The following is a 17,122-nucleotide window of genomic DNA, read 5'->3' on the forward strand; positions in this document are numbered from 1 at the left end:
TCTAAAAAAAGAACAAAAAAGGGGCGCCCGTGGGCGCCCCTTTGGTTGGTTTGGATTACTCGGCCCAGCTAACCCCGGTCAGGTCGTTGGCCTGGGTCGGTGCGTTTTCCCAAAGCCCGGTGATCTTGGCGTTCGCCACACCGGTTTTCGCCAGCTGGAACAGGTAGCCATTAACGTAATCGTCCGCGATCATCTGTTGCGCCTGCTGGTTCAGCTCGGTCCGCATCGCGCCGTCCGAGGTGACCGAAAGCTTTTCGATCAGCGCCTGGAACGCGGCGTTGTCATACTGGAAATAGTATTCCGGCCGGGCATAGATGTTGATGTCGGCGGGTTCCGTGTGGCTGACGATGGTCAGGTCGAAATCCTTGCCCTTGAACACCTGTTCCAGCCATTGCGCCCATTCGAGGTTCGAGATTTCCGTCTCGATCCCCACGGCGCGTAGTTGGGCCGCGATGATCTCACCCCCACGCCGCGCATAGGCCGGCGGCGGCAGCATCAGGCGCAGGGTCAGCCCGTCCGGCGCGGCCTCGGCCAACAGCGCCTTGGCCATGTCGGGGTCATAGGCGGAATTGCCGGTCAGGTCGACATAGTCGGGGTTGTGCGGGGCAAAGTGCGTGCCGATCGGTGTGCCGAAGCCGAACATCGCGCCGTCGATGATTTCCTGTCGGTTGATCGCATGGGCAATCGCCTTGCGGATGCGCACATCGGTCAGGTTTTCGGCCTTGTTGTTGGTGGAGAGGATCGTCTCACCCTCGGTCGACCCGACGATGACGTTGAAGCGCGGATCTGCCTCGAATTGGCCCAGCGTTTCCGGGGCCGGGAAGTTCGGGAAGGCATCGACATCACCTGCCATCATCGCCGCGAAGGCCGCGTTGGGGTCCGAGATGAACTTGAACGTCGCTTTCGACAACGCAGGCGCGTCGCCCCAATAGGCGTCGTTGCGCATCAGGGTCACGTGGTCGCCCTGCACCCATTCGGTGAAGGTAAACGGGCCGGTGCCCACGGGTGCGGTGGCTGCGGTGTCGGCGCTTTCCGGTGCCACGATGACCGCGTCACCCCAGGCCATGTTGAACGGGAAATTGCCGTTCGGGGCGGACAGTGTCACCGCCACGGTTTGCGCGTCCACAGCCGTCACACTTTCGATCCCGGCAAACAGCGCCTTTTGTGCGTTGGTCGAGTCCTCAGCCCGCGCCCGGTCCAGGCTGAACACCACGTCGTCCGCGTTCATCGCGCTGCCGTCATGGAAGGTCACGCCGGCGCGCAGGTGGAAAGTATAGGTCAATCCGTCCTCGGACACGTCCCAGGTTTCGGCAAGGCCGGGGTTGACCGACCCGTCAGGGCCGAAGCGGGTCAGACCCTCGAAAATGTTGGCATAGACCACTTCGTCAATCGCGGCAGCAGCCCCGCCGGTGGGGTCAAGGTTTGGTGGCTCAAGCACCATGCCGATATTGATCGTGTCCTGGCCAGCCAGCGCGGTGCCAGCCATCAGCGCCAGCGCGGCGGCAGTGAGTTTCAGGTGTTTCATGAGCTCTCCCCTTCTGGTTCCCGTCTTGCGGGTGCCCACCCATGAAACGCGGTTGCGCTGCGTATGGCAAGGGGGAGGTTGGGCTGGATCATCCCTTTGATTTTTGCTGCAATGCAGCATATATTGGCCGAGCGAACAGGAAAATCGGGAGGATTTCATGAGCGCTTCTGCACGGGTTACAGCCCCCACACCGTCCGAAATTCGCGCCAGCAAGGGGGCTGAGCCGCTGGTCATGCTGACCGCCTATACCACGCCGATGGCCCAGATGATGGACGACCACGTGGACATGGTCCTGGTTGGGGACAGCGTCGGCATGGTGCTGCACGGCCTGCCCGATACGCTGGGCGTGACGATGGAGATGATGTGCCTGCATGGTGCGGCCGTGAAACGCGGGCTACACAAGGCGATGATGGTCGTGGACATGCCCTTTGGCAGCTACGAAGAAAGCCCCGAACAGGCGTTTCGCAACGCGGCGGCCTTGATGCGCGACACCGGCGCGGCGGCGGTCAAGCTGGAGGGCGGCGTCACGATGGCCGAGACGATCCGGTTTCTGACCGCGCGCTCGATCCCGGTGATGGCCCATGTCGGGCTGACGCCGCAGGCGATCAACACTCTGGGGGGCTACAAGGTGCAGGGGCGCGGCGACGACCGGGCACGGGTGATGGCAGATGCCAAGGCCGTGGCCGAGGCTGGTGCGTTTTCCGTGGTGCTGGAAAAAGTGCCCGCCAGCCTGTCGGATGAGATCACGTCCGCACTGGATATTCCCACAATCGGCATCGGAGCGTCGGCGAATTGCGACGGGCAGGTTCTGGTGGTCGACGACATGCTGGGGCTGTTCACCGCGTTCAAACCAAAATTCGTCAAGCGCTATGGCACGCTGGGCGCAGATGGCGAAACAGCGATCAAGGCCTATGCCGACGAAGTGCGTGCGCGCAGCTTTCCCGGCCCAGAACATGTCTTTGCCGACGAGGTGCCGACAAAATGAAACTGGTTCGGTCAAAGGATGATCTGCGCACTTTGCGTCGCAAATGGATTTTCGCCGGCGAAAAGGTTGCCGTCGTGCCCACGATGGGCGCGCTTCATGCTGGGCACCTCAGCCTGGTCGAGGCGGCAAAAAAAGGCGCCGACCGGGTGATCGTAACGATCTTCGTGAACCCCAAGCAGTTCAACAACCCTGACGATCTGGACAAGTATCCGCGCACCGAACATGAGGACGCCGAGAAACTGGCACCCTACGGCGTGGATGCGCTCTATGTACCAACGCCCGACCAGATTTACCCGGACGGGTTTGCGACGAATGTCAGCGTATCGGGCCTGACAGAAGACCTGGAGGGCGCGCACCGACCCGGCCATTTCGATGGCGTGGCAACGGTGGTCTCCAAGCTGTTTTTGCAAAGCCGCGCGGACGTCGCGTTTTTTGGGGAAAAGGATTACCAACAGCTGTTGATCGTGCGCCGCCTGTCTGAGGACTTGGACATTGAGACCGAGGTTGTCGGTTGCCCGACCGTGCGCGAAGCCGACGGGCTGGCGATGTCGTCTCGCAATGTGCAGCTGGGGGGCGAGGCGCGGGCGATTGCCCCGGCGCTGTATCGCGCGATGGAAACGGCTGCGGATGCAATCCGGGGCGGTGTGGCGGCGACTGTCGCGATCAAGCAGGCCAAGGAGGAGGTCCTGGCGGCGGGATACGGAGAGATCGAGTATCTGGAGCTGCGCTCCGCCAAGGATTTGCGCCCGCTTGAGACGCCCGCAGAACCCGCCCGCCTGTTGGTGGCCGCGATGCTGGACGGCGTGCGCTTGATCGACAATATCGCCGTTTAAGGCGTGATGAGCAGCTCGTGCAGCACCAGCGCCATCACGCCCGCACTGTCTTGCATGTCCTGAACGCCGACCCATTCGTCGGGTTGGTGCGCCAGGTCCAGGATGCCGGGGCCATAGGCGATGCAGTTCTTCAGCCGTCCGATCCGGTCGATGTGTTTCTGGTCATAGGTTCCGGGGCTGACCACGTATTCAGGCCGCGCCCCCAGCACCTTTTCGATCGCCGCCGCGGTTGAGGTCACCACCGGCGCGCCCTTGTCCGTCATCGTCGGAACAACCTCGTGCATGTCGCGAATTTCGTATTCGAAATCAGGGCGTTCGTCCTTGATGCGTTCCATCATCCGGTGCACTTCCGCCTTCACCTCGTTCAGGTCTTCTTCGATCAGAAACCGCCGGTCGATCACGATGCGGCAACGGTCGGCAACGCAGGGCGCCGGGAAACCGTCATAGCCGTCTTCGGGCTCCGCCTCGCCGCCGTGGATTGAATTCACGTTCAGGGTGGATTGCTTGGCCCCATCCGGCACCACCGGCATTTCCGTGCGTTTGGATGCCAGAAGGGGATAAAGGTGCTGCTCCATCTCGGCCAGGACCGCGCTCATGTGGCGGATGGCTGAATCACCCAGGAAGGGCATCGAGCCGTGGGCGATGCGACCCTTGGTTTCGATTTCCGCCCACCAGACGCCGCGGTGTCCCAGGCAGATGCGGTCCTTGTTCAGGGGTTCGGGGATGATGACATGCTGCACCCGGTCGGGGTCGAAATAACCCTTTTCGGCCAGGTAGGCGACGCCGCCATATCCGCCAGATTCTTCGTCCGCCGTGGCGCTGATTTCCACCGCGCCCTCGTGATCGGGGTAAAGGTGCACGAAGGCCTCGGCGGCGATGATCGAGGCGGCCAGCCCGCCCTTCATGTCACAGGCGCCACGGCCATAGATCTTGCCATCGTCCAGCTCGCCCCCGAACGGGTCGCGGGTCCAGCCATGGCCGACCTCGACCACATCATGGTGCGAATTGAAATGCACGCAATCGCCGGGTGCGCCGCCTTCGTGGCGGGCAACCATGTTCCAGCGCGGGTATTTCACGCTGTCGCCAATCGCACCCTCGGCCCGGATCATTTCGACCTTGAAGCCGGATTTCGCCAGCCGCTCGGCCAGAAAGGCGCAGATTTCGCGGTAATTGCGGCCCGGCGGGTTCAAGGTCGGAATACGGATCAAGTCCTGCGTCAGGGCGATCAGGTCGTCCCGGCGGGCGGCGATTTCGGTCAGGAGTGCGTCGGTCATGGGTTGAACCTAGGCCGGGGCGGGGCGGGTTTCAACGCCTAGTAAACCAACGCCATAACGCCCTGGCTGACCACCAGGAACAAAAGCGTCATGATCCCGCCCGAGCGCAGGAAATCCGCGACGCGGTAGCCCGCCGGCCCCATGATCAGCGCGTTTACCTGGTGGGTCGGGATCAGGAAGGAATTCGAGGTCGAGATCGCCACCGTCAGGGCGAAAATCGCCGGGTCGCCCCCGGCAGCCACGGCAATCGACACCGCCAGTGGCACCAAGAGCACGGTGGCGCCCACGTTGGACATCACCAGAGTGAACAGCGTGGCCAAAACCGCTACCCCGGCCTGCAGCGCCCAGATCGGCCAGCCATCCAGCAGGGTCAACACCTGCTGTGCGATCCAACCTGCGGTACCGGTGTTCTGCACCGCCATGCCAAGCGGGATCAGCGAGGCCAGCAGGAACACGGTCGACCAGCCAACGCTTTCATAAGCCTCGTCGATCGACAACACCCGCGTCACGATCATGCCCACCGCGCCGATCAGCAGACACAGTGACAGCCGCACATCTGAGAAAAGGATCAGTCCCAGCGCCAGCAGGAAAAACAGCAAGGCCCAGCCGACTTTTTTCGGGCGCAGTTCTTCTTCTGGGAAATCCGAGGTGACCACCACGAAGTCGCGGTCCTGCTTCAACCGGCTCAGCATGTCCCATGGCGTGTGTACAACCAGCGTGTCACCGGCCAGGAACGGGATGTCACCGATCATCGCGGCCTTGTGTTCGTCGGTTTCCACCAAGCTCATCGTCTCTTCGCCCCGGTGAATGGCCAGAAGGCTCATCCCGTGGGTCTGGCGAAAGCGCAGGTCGCGGCCGGTTTTGCCGATCACGTCCGAACCGGGGGTGATGACGACTTCGGCGACACCGGCGCGGGTGGCGGCGAAATCCTCGGCGAAATCCTCCAGCCCGGGCAGAACCGTCAAGCCGTAAATGTCGCAAATCTCCTCGATCACCTTGCGATGGCCCAGAATCGCCAGGCGGCAGGGGGTCAGAATTTCCGTGGTCACGCGCGGTGCAATCACCTTTTGCCCGGCATATGAAGTGCCGATTATGTACAGGTGGTGCGCGAGCATGATGTCGTCCAACGTCTGGCCGACAAGAATGTTGCCCTCAGGCACGATGACCTCAACCAGGTCCGCTTTCAGGCGATAAGTTGCCTTCAGGTATTCGGCGATGCTTTGCCCCGCGGCCGCGTCATCGCGCGGTGAGGCGGCGGGCAGGACCCAGCGGCCGAACAGCACGAAATAGGCGATCCCGGACAGGATCAGCGCGAGCCCCACCGGGGCGGGATCAAACAGGTCGAACGGCTCCATCTGAGCCGCTTGCGGAAGGTCGGCATTGGCTGATGCGATCAGGTCGTTGAGCAGGATCATGGGCGAGGAACCCACCAGCGTCATGGTCCCGCCCAGAATGGCGCAGAACCCCATCGGCATCAGCATCCGGCCAAGCGGCAACCCGGTGCGCGCAGAAATGCGCGACACGACGGGCAGGAACAGCGCCGCCGCGCCGACGTTCTGCATGAACGAAGATATCACCCCGACGGTGCCTGAGATGATCGGGATCAGCCGGGCCTCGGAGGTGCCGCCGTGTTTCAGGATTACTGCCGCGACCTTGTTCATGATCCCGGTCTTGTCCAGCCCCGCGCCGATGATCATCACCGCGATGATCGAGATCACCGCATTCGAACTGAAGCCTGCAAACAGCTGGTTTATGTCGGCCAGATTCTCAAGCCCCGGCAGGTAGGACAGTGCCCCCACCAGCACCATGACCATGATCGCCGCCAGGTCGACGCGCACGACCTCGGTCACGAAAAGTGTCATCGTGATCCCCAGCACGCAGAGCACGGCAATCATTTCCTGCGTCAGGATCAATGGGTCCATGGGGCCTCGGATTCAAATACGTTTTCCTACTATGTCGCGGCGGGGCGGTTTTGAAAACCCCGATGGAAACCTGTGGAAAACCGGTGTTTCGGTGCGAAAACCGTCTGTTGCCCCCCTTCAAATCGCGCTAACCTCTCCCCAACTGAATGTTATACCCATTTACTTTCGAGGGAGTTCCATGTCCGATTTCGATACCCAAATCCGCGATAGCCAGGCCCAGGTCGCCGAGGCGCAGGCAAAAATCTCTGAGCTGACCAGCCGGATCGAGACCGCGCGCAGCAAGATGGCGTCAGGTGACGACATCGCGATAGATATCGAGAACGCATCGCTGGAAGACGTACACGCCCACACCGAAGCGATGAACGCCAACATCGCCGAGTTGATCATGGGGCTGGATGACGTAACCAGCGGGTTTTCAAAGGACTTTGACGAAATGCGCTCCAAGACGGGGTGGGAAACTTTCGTCGGCATTTTCTCCAAGGGGAAATCGGAAAGCCTGCGGCAGGAACGCATGCGCACCGCGTCGATCGACGACAAGTTGCAGGAGCTGATCGGCCAATCGGATACGATTGTGAAACTGCTCGAAGGGCAGCTGGCGATGCTAAACACCCAGAAGGAAAGCGTCAGCGTGAACCTGACGGAAACGCTGGATGACCGCGAGTTGACGGTGGGTGAACTGGAAACCCTGCGTGCGGACATTCTGGGCATGGACCCCAAGATTATCACGCTTGAGAACAAGATCAGTGTCGAACAGGACGCCGCCGCGCGCACCAAGCTGGAAACCGAACTGGCCGAACTGAACGCGAAGTACAACGAGATGGTGCAGCAAGAGCAGGTCAAACTGGCCAAGTCCCAGACGCTGGAGCGCTATATCGAGAAGGGCAAGACCTGGGTGGATTCTCTTCAGAACCAAGCGGCAACGCAGATGGTTCTGATCAACAAGCTGCAGACGGACACTAAGCAGCGTGTGGTGCTGTATGACGCCCTGTCGAAGTCGCTGAAAACGGCGCAACAACAAGACGTGGCGCACCGGATCAATGAGATCGGCGTCGAAACCGACAAGGAAGCCCAAGCCGCGATGGCCGCGATCGGCACCGCGACGAACCAGAAAATGGCCGACATGATGGAGGCGCATGAAGACCACATGGTGTTCGCCCGCGAGGTTCTGGAAGCCAAAGCAAAGGCCGACGAACGGTTCGCCCGTCGGTTCCAGGACATCGTCGAGAAGCACGACAAGAACCTGTATGGAGCGTGAATTACGCGATCCGACCTGCAAATTCCGGGCGTGTGCGCTGACATGACTGACACCGACGATCTCACCCTTGACCACGCGTCGTTGAACGATACCCGCGTCACGCGGCGCTATTTCGCCAAGTTTGCTCGGATCACCGGGCACATGGCCCGTGTTGCCGGGCAGATGGAGGCCGAGGGCAGCCTGTCGCGCGACGAGGTGGAGGTGTTGGCGCGTTATCTGGTCAGCCTTGGTTTCACCTTCCGTGCTCTGGCGAACAAGCATTTTTGGTCCGGGCGCGGCGAAGGCGCGGGCTGGTCCACGCTGGTCTTTGACCGCCACGAAAGCGGCTTTCCCGTGCATGCTGAGCTGATGCAGATGGCCACGGACGCGGCGCAGGCTGGCAAGCACCTGACGGGTATGCCGTCGGCGGATGAGCTGAAGGCGCAGATGATCCAGCAGATCGTCGGTGATCTGACGATCCCGACCAAGCTGCAATACGCCCTGTCGCAACGGCTGTATTACGAAGAGCTTCAACGCGGCGATCTGTTCTGGCCGCAAAACGACCCCGACGTGGTCTGGCTGGGCGATGTCAGCGAGGGGCGGGATCGGCGGCGGCGCTATCTGCTGCACTGGGCGGTCTATGACAGCAGCCTGAACATCCCGACGATCTATCTGATGGAGCTGGAGGACACTGGCCGCACCGCCTTGCCGCGCGATGGGCGGCGCTGGCCTGCGGTTCAGGCGCACCTGATGGCGCAGGCGGTGGCCGGGCTGAAGCTGGTGACCATCGCCGCTGGGTTCGACCGTGATTTCGACGACTTGCACCCGAAACGGCTGCGCCGGATCCACGTGGGTCCGATGTATTCGCACACGTTCACCAAGCAGACCGGTCCGCTGCGCGAGGTTCTGGAACAGGCCAAAGCGCCACCCGGCGAAGACTGGGCGCTGGCCTGGACAGTGGAAGAGCTGGTGAGCGAAGGAGTCAAAACCGAAAAGAGCGGCTGGTTCGGGTCCGTCGAGCGCGAAATCTTTGCCCTGGATCCGTTCGCCGGGCGCGGGGTCGTCACCGGCGCCACGAAAATGGAACGCTCGATCATCCTGCCGCAGCGCCCGTATCAGGTATTGGCAGAAAAGAACCCGCCGGGGTTTCGGGATGTGCGCAAGTTCGTGGTCAGCCCGGGTGGGCGCGTGCTGAGTTACAGATAGCTTCCCCCAGAACAGTTTAGGGAAAGATGAAAGGGATTTGAAATGAGCCTTCCTTCCGATCAGATGGAGCTTCGCGAAGAAGAGATTCGTGCGCATTATGACGCGGCGGCGGTGATGCTGGACGGATTGGATCACACGCCCCGGATCGCCAAACCGAAGGTGGCGCCGACGACGCCTGAACGCTCGCCCGGCATTGCCACCCGGCGGCGGTTCCGGTCGACCACGCCCGGTCTGGTTACACGCTCAACCGCACGCCCCGAAGGCGTGCATCTGGTGGATCGGATCGAAGGTGCGGATGGCGGTGATCCCCTGATTAGCCCGATGCAGGCGACGGTGTTGCATTCCCTGCGCCGGGCCATCGCCATCGCCCTGTCGGTGGGCGAAGGATACGCTGAGGCGACCGGGTTGGTCGCGCTGAAACGCGCCAATCTGGAAGGCGGGCTGGGCAAGGACAAAGCGGCCGCGTTTTCCGAGCTTTTGGCCGCCGAGAGCCTGGTTGTGCTGTCGGTCTTCGCCAATGCCACTGCGTTCTTCCTGGCGCCGCATTCCAGCGAGGTCTCGGTTGATATTGGCGCAGTCGAGGAGGTTTTGACCGACAACGCGGGTCTGGCGCTGCATGGCGCCTTGTGGGAGCTGGATCAGGAAATCGCCACCTTCGTGGATGTGGATGAGAAGCTGGTCCCGACGGTGATGGCCTTTGCCGAGCAGTTGATGGAAAAGGTCGCCCTGCGCGCCCAGACCGCGCCGCGGCTGGCGCCCTTTACCGGCGCGAACTACCGGGTTGAGGCGGATGATCTGACGATTTCCGGCTTCACGCCCTCGCGCGCGGCGCGGGGCACGAAGCTGACCATGAGCTTCAAGAAACCGCATCAGGTCGTCGGCAACCACATCGCGAAGTATCAGGCGATGAAGCTCAGCAAAATGCTGATGGCCTATGATTTCGATCGCAAACTGAATCCGTTTGCGGACCTTGGTGGCTTTATCTTCACCTTCATGGGCGACGGCATGCCGGGCACCGGCAAGACCACGCTGATCCAGATGATGGCCGGGCTGATCCACGGCTATTGCGAAACGGCAGGCTATCCGTTCCGATACCAGAACCTGTCGACCGAAAGCATCGACAGCTATCAGGGCAAATCGGCGCAGAATGCCAAGGCGTTCATCAACAACGTGATCGACCCGAACGTGATCGGCTTTGGCACCATCGACGACATCGACCAGCTGGCGGGTAAGCGCGGAGATCGGCAGTCGAGCGCCGGGCAGTTGGAGATTACTGCCGTTTTGATGGAGAGCTTTGCCGGCGCCAACACGGTCGTGCGCGGCAATTGCACCTTCGGTATGTTTTCAAACTATCCCGAGAACGTCGACGACGCCCTGCGCCAGCGTGCCGGTGCGCGGTTCCTGGTGGATGGGCCGATCACGCGGGACGATTATATCGACATCCTGAACCTGCTGATGGGCAAGAACCACGACATCCCGCTGGGTGATTTCGAACCCTTCGCGGCGCAGGAGATCAAACGCGCGGTGGCGAAGTCCTTCGAAAGCCACGCGCGGCCGCATGAGGAAGGTTTGGTGCGGGTCTATGAGCGCGTGTCCAAGGATATCGGCAAGCTCGATACAATCGCCAAACTGGGCACCTATCTGAAAGGCATCCAGGAGGCCGACGCGCGCTTCACCGGCCGCGCGATCAAGAACATCACCGACGCCGTGAAGGTCCGCGCGATGGATTTTGAACTGCCGGACGAATGGATGGAGGAACCCGACCTGTTCTTGTTCAAGGACTACGACACCAAGAAGGGCATGATCGAGGAGCTGCGCCAGGAGATTACGGTCGACATGGTGATCCAGGAAATCAACCGCTACGCGGATTCAGAATTCCGCTATGCCGACAAGTCGGACGAAGCGGCGATTGCCCAGATGGTGCGGGAGTTCGGGTTGTCGGAAGAGGCGAAACGGCGGTATTTGGAGGGGAAGGGGTGATGTCCGACCGCACCGCATTGCGCATAGGGGCGAGCCAGACCCATCTTGGCCGATCAACGAGGGCCACGCCATGAGACGCCTGATCCAACGTGGCCTGATGTTCGGCAACCTGATCCGGGTGGAGAGCCCGGCTTTGATCGAGCGCTATAACAGGGCGCTGGACGGGCTGACGGGGCTGCGCACGGCGCTGCCGGACTTCCACATCGATATCTCGGGATACTCGCCCGAGGTGGGGGATGAACTGGGGGATCATCTGTATCTGAACCCCAATGGCTGCAACCGGCAGTTCATCATCCTGACCACGGACCAGCGCACCGCGCCGCTGCTCAATGCGAAATTTTCAACCTCACGCGGGATCCTGCGGCAGTTCATCAATGACAACGAGGCAAAGCTGTTTGCCCTGACCGCTCATGACGCGGTGGCGGGGGAGTTGCAGAATTCGGTCTATGACGTGTCGACGCCCGCCAAGCTGTTCGACATTCGCAAGATCACGATCGAGGCGGACACGACACAAAGCCACGTGGCCAATGCACGCGCGCTGTCCGACAAGATTGACCAGTTTCAAGCCGACCCGGATGCCTGGTTTGATGACGTGCTGATCGCCGAGATGATCGGGCTGGCCAAGCAGACTGGGGACGTGACGAAGAACCCGATCGACCTGGACCGCGCAACGTTTACCCAAGGCAATTTCTGGACCGACCATTTCGGCGGGCTTTACGTGTTTCGCGACGTTGATCACCCGTTCGTGGTCTCGATGGGTGAGATGCCTGAGGGCAAGATGCCGGTCGAGGATCGGATCTCGCGGGCCCAGCCCAATCGGATTGCCACCTTCCTCAAGGAAAATGGGCTGGTCGAAAGCGTGATCAAGGCGCGCGGTGTGAACGGGGCCACGATCCTGCGCCAGAAGATGGATTTCATCCTGGTGGATGCGGCGGCGGAACTGGATCAGGATATGGGCCAGATGACGGCCCGCGACCTACGCCAGTTGGCGCACCGGATGGGGGCGACGTTGCCGAAGGAGTTCCAGGCGCTGGCAGCGTTGGTGCGTTGGGCTGAAAACGGCGGCAAGTGGCCGCGCATCACCTCAAAGCACCCGGCGTATTTCTATACCCTGCGCGCGGTGCCGAACCACCCGGACCGCGATCTGGTGAACCAGATGCTGGCAGAACTGGCGCCCAAGGATTTCCGCCAACTGTTCATCTGCCACAAGCAGGCGTTCTATGCGGCCTATGCGACCTGGGCCGAAGTGAAAAAGGAATACGTGGCGGAATTCCTTCATCGTGACTATATGGCGAACAAGGCTGGCGCGCGTGAGGCGCTGTTCGGTGGTGCCGAGGTGTCCGGGAAAACCCCGCCCCCGCCACCGAAAAAGGATGATATGATCGATCTTGTCGGCCCTTGGGGCGCGATCAGGAGGAGGTGACATGGGACTGATACGACTTCTGGTGTTCGGGTTTCTTGGGTTGAGCGTGGTGTATTTGGCGGTCAGCTTTTATTCCCGTTCGATCCGACGCGAAAAGCTTGAGGATCGCTGGGCCGAAGACCACCCCGATGACCGCGACAGCCCCGAGCGTGAGACCTTTATCGAGGACGGAATGACCGAGTACCAGAACGGCATCCGACCCAAGCTGATCCTTCTGGTTTATGTGATCCCGGCCATCCTGGTCGTGCTCACGCTTTTCATGACGAACGCAAACTGAGGCCCCCGATGGCATATGTCAAAAACACGATCCGCATCGTTCTGTTCCTGGTTTTCGGGGCGCTATTTCACTATGTCCTGCCGCAACACGATGTCGTGCGGGTGACAGGGACCGAGATTATCCGCATGGATTTCTCGTCGATGAACCGGATTTTCTTTGCCCAGGCCGACAGTGCCTCGGCTGAGCTGGCAACCCGCGACATTCGCCTGCTGAACACGGTTAAACGCAAGACCTTCCTGTTGGGGTTTTACCAACGTGAGGCCGAAGGCGTGATGGTCTATCGCAACGAAGATACGGGCTGGATCTGGCCGCCCTATTTCAAGTTCGACAGCTCGGACTTGCAGGCGGAAGCCTTGGCAAATGTGTCGACGCCGGACAATGAACAATGGGTGAAGATCACCCATTATGGTTGGCGCAATCGGTTCTTCACGGTCTATCCCAACGCCATCGCGATTACGCCGATTGATGGGCCAGAGGTGCGGATCATTCCCTGGTTTAACATCTTCTTCTTCGGATTCCTGATCGTCGGCCTTCTGTTCATGCGCGCCATGTGGCGACAATTCCGTGAACGCACGATCGACCCGGCGATGGAAGACGCGGGGGATGCCTGGGAACGGGTCGATGCCCATGCAGACCAAGCGCGCGGACGGTTTGGTCGCTGGCTGGACAGCTGGCGCGGCAAACGCTGAAGTTCCACCCGCCGGTCAACCGCTGACGCGGTCTTCCTTGCGGTCGGCGCAGGGCGCCTCGCCAACGGCTTGGCGCGTGCGTGTATCAGCTGTCTCGAAAAACCCTCGCCGAAGGCAACAAGCCACTTCTGGTGTTCCAAAAGAGATTTTAAGCCTCCGGCGGGGATATTTTCAGAAGGAAAAAAGATGCCGAGCGCAGCGAGGCCGCCAGATACCATGGCGAGCGCAGCGAGCTTGCCGCGACGCCGATGAGGGCGCCGAAGGCGCTTGAAGTGGCGTCGCAATGCCGGTTCGATTATTCCCCGTATGGGACCCAAATCGTTTTCACCTCGGTGGCGTGGGCCAGCATCTCACGGCCTTCCCCGTCTTTTCCGGACCAGTCCCGCGCCCGGGCGTTGTTCACCCAGGTTCGCTTCAGGTTGCCGGCGGCGGCGTGTTCAACGATTGCTGACAGGTCTGCGCCGGATTGGCTCCAGACCGCGTCCACGTCCAAATGGCCCGCCATGGTCTCGGCCAGGTCGGCATGTGGCCCGGTAAGGATATTCACGACCCCCGCCGGAAGGTCCGAGGTTTCCAGGACCTGATAAAAATCTGTCGCGGCCAGCGGGTAGGGGTCCGAGGCCACGGCAACCACGCGGTTGCCCATTGCGATCGCCGGGGCCACCAGTGACACGAGACCCAGAAGCGGCGCGTCGTCCGGGCAGAACGCGCCGATCACGCCGACCGGTTCGTGCATCGCCAGTGCCACGCCGCGCAGGGGCACGGGTTTCGCCGCACCGTCGTATTTGTCGGCCCAGGCGGCATAGGAGAACAGGCGCGACACGCTTGCCTCAACCTCACGCGCGCCGTTCCGTTTGCCGGTCATCTCGTTGATCCGGTGTGCAAATTCTTCGGCCCGTGCCGACAGGTTTTCGGCGATGTAATACAGGATCTGCGCCCGCAAATGTCCGGTGGTTTTCGACCAGCCTTTGGCGGCATGGGCGGCTTCCACCGCGTTGCGGATGTCCTTGCGGCTGCCCAGCCCGACGTGGCCCAGAAGCTTGCCCTTGGGCGACCAGACCGGGCGGGAATAGCCGCTGTCAGGCCGCGCCTGTTTGCCGCCGATGAACATTTTGGCGGTCCGATCCAGCGCATCAACACTGGCGTCCTTCGGTGCCGCAATCGGGGCGACAGGGGCCAGCGCCTGCGTCTTGCCGCGCGCCTTGGTATAGGCCATCAGCCCTTCCCAGCCGCCTTCGCGCCCGAAGCCGCTTTCGCGCACGCCGCCAAAGCCGGCGGCGGCATCGAACATGTTGGTGGCGTTCACCCAGACCACGCCCGCGACCAGTTTCGGCGCGATGTCCAGCGCCAGGTTCACATTCTCGCTCCAGACCGTCGCGGCCAGGCCATAGCGCGTGTTGTTGGCGATCTGCACCGCCTCGGTGGGGGTGCGGAAGGTGGTGGCGACCAGAACCGGGCCGAAGATTTCTTCCTGCATCAGGGTTGAAGATGGCGACAAGCCGGTGATCAGCGTGGGCGGGTAGAAACAGCCTTGGTCAGGCAGCGGGCAGGGCGCGCGATAGGTGTCGCCTTCGTCCGAAGCGTCCACCATGCGCGTGATGGTCTCCAACTGCACCGGGTCGACCAAGGCGCCCACATCGATGGATTTGTCCATCGGGTTGCCGACGCGCAGCCCGTCCATCCGGGCGCGCAGTTTGGCATAGAACCGATCCGCGATACCTTCCTGCACGATCAGGCGCGAGCCCGCGCAGCAGACCTGGCCCTGGTTGAACCAGATCGCGTCGACCAGCCCTTCGATGGCGCTGTCGATATCAGCGTCGTCAAAGACGATATAGGGCGATTTCCCCCCCAGTTCGAGCGTTAGCGACTTGCCGGTGCCCGCCGTGGCGCGGCGGATGATGCGCCCTACCTCGGTCGAGCCGGTGAAGGCGATCTTGTCGATATCTTCGTGGCTGACGATGGCCTCGCCGACTTCCCCATTGCCGGTGACGATGTTGACAACCCCCTTGGGCAGCCCGGCCTCTTGGCAGATCTGCGCGAACAGAAGCGCGGTCAGGGGGGTGTATTCGGCGGGTTTCAAAACCACCGTGTTGCCCATCGCAATCGCTGGTGCGATCTTCCAGGCCAGCATCAGAAGCGGAAAGTTCCACGGGATGATCTGGCCGCAGACCCCCAGCGCCTCGCGGTCGGGCAGTTCGCTGTCCTGCAGCTGCGCCATGCCTGCGTGGTAGTAGAAATGGCGCGCGACCAGCGGCACGTCGATGTCGCGGCTTTCGCGGATCGGCTTGCCGTTGTCGAGCGTTTCCAGCACCGCGAACAGGCGCGCGTGTTTCTGCACCAGCCGCGCCAGTGCATAGAGGTATTTGGCGCGGGCGTGACCGGGCAATTTTGCCCATTTGCCCTGCGCCTTGCGCGCAGCGGTCACGGCGCGCTCCACGTCATCCGGGCTGGATTGTGTGACTGTGGCCAGAACCTCGCCGGTCGCGGGGTTCTTCGTCTCGAACGCCTCGCCGGGGGCGGTCATTTGCCCGTCGATGAATAGGCCAAAGCTGCGGTTCGTGCGCTCCAGCCACGCCATCGCCTCGCCCGCGCTTTCGGGGGCCGGGCCGTATTCCATGCTCTCGAAGATGTCTTTGACGGTCATGTTCTTATCCAATCGGGTGGCGGTGGGCGGCGGAATAATGGCCCGACACGTGGTGTTCCAGCTGTCGTTCGATGTCGCCTAACAGGGAGGATGCGCCGAAGCGGAACAGGTCGGGTTGTAGCCAACGATCGCCCAGCTCGTCCTTGATCAGGGTCAGATAGGTCACCGCATCCTTGGCCTTGGAAATCCCACCCGCGGGCTTGTACCCCACGCGGTAACCGGTGCGGTCGTAATAGTCGCGGATCGCGCGGATCATCACCAGCGACACGGGTAGGGTGGCGTTGACGCTTTCCTTGCCGGTCGAGGTCTTGATGAAATCGGCGCCCGCCATCATGCAGACCAGCGAGGCGCGCGCGACGTTGCGCAGGGAGCCCAGCTCTCCGGTGGCCAGGATCGCCTTTACATGGGCGTCACCACAGGCCTCGCGGAACGCTTTCATCTCGTTATACAGTGCCTGCCAATTGCCGGTCAGCACGTGGCGGCGCGAAATCACGATGTCGATTTCCGCGGCCCCTGCCTTCACGCTTTCGCCGATCTCGGCCAGGCGCAGGTGAAAGGGTGACAGGCCTGCGGGAAAGCCGGTGGAAACCGCTGCCACCGGAATGCCCGTGTCCTGAAGTGCCGCAACCGCTGGTTCGATCATGTCGTGATAGACGCAGACGGCGCCGGTAGTGATGCCGCTGACACCCAGGGCGTCCAGAATGTCGGCCCGCACCGGGTGGGCGGCCTTGGCGCACAGCCGGCGCACCCGGCCCGCCGTGTCGTCCCCGGAAAGGGTGGTCAGGTCGATGCAGGTGATCGCCTTCAGCATCCACGCGGCCTGGTGGTCCTTTTTCAGCGACCGACGGCCGGACAGGCTGCCGGCGCGGCGTTCGATCGCCGAAGTGTTGGCCTGTGCGGCCCGCACCCAATCCATGTCAAGCGCCATGCCCGGATTGCGCGGCTCTGTCACCTGCGGCAATTGGGCGGCCCCGGTTGCCACATGTCCGGTCGTTGTCGTGTCGGTCTGCACGGGGTTCCCCCTGTTCACTGGTTCGGCCCAAAGTCGCACGAGGCCGCGGATTTGGCAAGATTTACCCTTTGGTCAAAAATTACCCCTGGCTGCCGGCATATCGCCGAAATGCAACGAC

Annotated in this window: 13 protein-coding genes; 8 read left to right on the forward strand and 5 right to left on the reverse strand. The window is 61.9% G+C overall.

Going from position 1 to position 17,122, the window contains the following annotated elements:
* Positions 1–55: 55 nt before the first annotated feature.
* Positions 56–1,525: an ABC transporter substrate-binding protein gene (locus MN188_RS14185; RefSeq protein ID WP_242109851.1), complete on the reverse strand. Its 1,470-nt coding sequence runs from the start codon at positions 1,523–1,525 to the stop codon at positions 56–58.
* 157 nt (positions 1,526–1,682) lie between these two features.
* On the opposite strand from MN188_RS14185, the gene panB reads away from it, so the two are divergent.
* Together panB and panC are read left to right on the forward strand one after the other, a co-directional pair.
* Complete coding sequence (gene panB / locus MN188_RS14190) at positions 1,683–2,510, forward strand: 3-methyl-2-oxobutanoate hydroxymethyltransferase (protein ID WP_242109852.1); 828 nt, start codon at positions 1,683–1,685, stop codon at positions 2,508–2,510.
* Complete coding sequence (gene panC / locus MN188_RS14195; RefSeq protein ID WP_242109853.1) at positions 2,507–3,343, forward strand: pantoate--beta-alanine ligase; 837 nt, start codon at positions 2,507–2,509, stop codon at positions 3,341–3,343. The genes panB and panC overlap by 4 nt, the downstream gene beginning before the upstream one ends.
* Here panC and MN188_RS14200 read toward each other — a convergent pair.
* Both MN188_RS14200 and MN188_RS14205 read right to left on the reverse strand, forming a co-directional pair.
* Positions 3,340–4,617, reverse strand: a complete 1,278-nt coding sequence (locus MN188_RS14200; RefSeq protein ID WP_242109854.1) for an acetylornithine deacetylase/succinyl-diaminopimelate desuccinylase family protein — start codon at positions 4,615–4,617, stop codon at positions 3,340–3,342. The two genes, panC and MN188_RS14200, sit on opposite strands and share 4 nt — an antisense overlap.
* A gap of 38 nt (positions 4,618–4,655) precedes the next feature.
* Positions 4,656–6,539: an SLC13 family permease gene (locus tag MN188_RS14205; RefSeq protein ID WP_242109855.1), complete on the reverse strand. Its 1,884-nt coding sequence runs from the start codon at positions 6,537–6,539 to the stop codon at positions 4,656–4,658.
* A 178-nt stretch (positions 6,540–6,717) separates the two neighbouring features.
* Here MN188_RS14205 and MN188_RS14210 point away from each other — a divergent pair, with 178 nt between their 5' ends.
* From MN188_RS14210 to MN188_RS14235, 6 genes are all read left to right on the forward strand, one after another.
* Positions 6,718–7,794, forward strand: a complete 1,077-nt coding sequence (locus MN188_RS14210; protein WP_242109857.1) for a hypothetical protein — start codon at positions 6,718–6,720, stop codon at positions 7,792–7,794.
* Positions 7,795–7,836: 42 nt separating this feature from the next.
* Positions 7,837–8,979, forward strand: a complete 1,143-nt coding sequence (locus tag MN188_RS14215; RefSeq protein WP_242109858.1) for a hypothetical protein — start codon at positions 7,837–7,839, stop codon at positions 8,977–8,979.
* Between the two features lie 42 nt (positions 8,980–9,021).
* Positions 9,022–10,959, forward strand: a complete 1,938-nt coding sequence (locus tag MN188_RS14220) for an ATP-binding protein (protein WP_242109859.1) — start codon at positions 9,022–9,024, stop codon at positions 10,957–10,959.
* 70 nt (positions 10,960–11,029) lie between these two features.
* A complete protein-coding gene (locus MN188_RS14225; protein ID WP_242109860.1) occupies positions 11,030–12,382 on the forward strand; it encodes a DUF6638 family protein in 1,353 nt (450 codons plus the stop codon).
* A 1-nt stretch (position 12,383) separates the two neighbouring features.
* Complete coding sequence (locus tag MN188_RS14230; RefSeq protein ID WP_242109861.1) at positions 12,384–12,659, forward strand: hypothetical protein; 276 nt, start codon at positions 12,384–12,386, stop codon at positions 12,657–12,659.
* 8 nt (positions 12,660–12,667) lie between these two features.
* Complete coding sequence (locus tag MN188_RS14235) at positions 12,668–13,348, forward strand: DUF1523 family protein (protein ID WP_242109862.1); 681 nt, start codon at positions 12,668–12,670, stop codon at positions 13,346–13,348.
* A 295-nt stretch (positions 13,349–13,643) separates the two neighbouring features.
* Here MN188_RS14235 and MN188_RS14240 read toward each other — a convergent pair whose 3' ends face one another.
* Both MN188_RS14240 and deoC read right to left on the reverse strand, forming a co-directional pair.
* Entirely contained in the window at positions 13,644–15,992 is a 2,349-nt protein-coding gene (locus tag MN188_RS14240; protein WP_242109863.1) for an aldehyde dehydrogenase family protein, read from the reverse strand.
* Between the two features lie 4 nt (positions 15,993–15,996).
* Positions 15,997–17,004 (reverse strand): deoxyribose-phosphate aldolase, encoded by a 1,008-nt coding sequence (deoC, locus tag MN188_RS14245; protein ID WP_420839004.1) that lies wholly within the window; start codon positions 17,002–17,004, stop codon positions 15,997–15,999.
* Between the last annotated feature and the right edge of the window lie 118 nt (positions 17,005–17,122).

Origin of the sequence: Aliiroseovarius subalbicans, from assembly GCF_022678625.1 — a bacterium.
Taxonomy (GTDB): domain Bacteria; phylum Pseudomonadota; class Alphaproteobacteria; order Rhodobacterales; family Rhodobacteraceae; genus Aliiroseovarius_A; species Aliiroseovarius_A subalbicans.

What these genes read in the sequence shown, in the direction of transcription:
- MN188_RS14185 (WP_242109851.1), bottom strand. Translation starts at nt 1,525, where the DNA reads ATGAAACACCTGAAACTCACTGCCGCCGCGCTGGCGCTGATGGCTGGC.
- panB (WP_242109852.1), top strand. Translation starts at nt 1,683, where the DNA reads ATGAGCGCTTCTGCACGGGTTACAGCCCCCACACCGTCCGAAATTCGC.
- panC (WP_242109853.1), top strand. Translation starts at nt 2,507, where the DNA reads ATGAAACTGGTTCGGTCAAAGGATGATCTGCGCACTTTGCGTCGCAAA.
- MN188_RS14200 (WP_242109854.1), bottom strand. Translation starts at nt 4,617, where the DNA reads ATGACCGACGCACTCCTGACCGAAATCGCCGCCCGCCGGGACGACCTG.
- MN188_RS14205 (WP_242109855.1), bottom strand. Translation starts at nt 6,539, where the DNA reads ATGGACCCATTGATCCTGACGCAGGAAATGATTGCCGTGCTCTGCGTG.
- MN188_RS14210 (WP_242109857.1), top strand. Translation starts at nt 6,718, where the DNA reads ATGTCCGATTTCGATACCCAAATCCGCGATAGCCAGGCCCAGGTCGCC.
- MN188_RS14215 (WP_242109858.1), top strand. Translation starts at nt 7,837, where the DNA reads ATGACTGACACCGACGATCTCACCCTTGACCACGCGTCGTTGAACGAT.
- MN188_RS14220 (WP_242109859.1), top strand. Translation starts at nt 9,022, where the DNA reads ATGAGCCTTCCTTCCGATCAGATGGAGCTTCGCGAAGAAGAGATTCGT.
- MN188_RS14225 (WP_242109860.1), top strand. Translation starts at nt 11,030, where the DNA reads ATGAGACGCCTGATCCAACGTGGCCTGATGTTCGGCAACCTGATCCGG.
- MN188_RS14230 (WP_242109861.1), top strand. Translation starts at nt 12,384, where the DNA reads ATGGGACTGATACGACTTCTGGTGTTCGGGTTTCTTGGGTTGAGCGTG.
- MN188_RS14235 (WP_242109862.1), top strand. Translation starts at nt 12,668, where the DNA reads ATGGCATATGTCAAAAACACGATCCGCATCGTTCTGTTCCTGGTTTTC.
- MN188_RS14240 (WP_242109863.1), bottom strand. Translation starts at nt 15,992, where the DNA reads ATGACCGTCAAAGACATCTTCGAGAGCATGGAATACGGCCCGGCCCCC.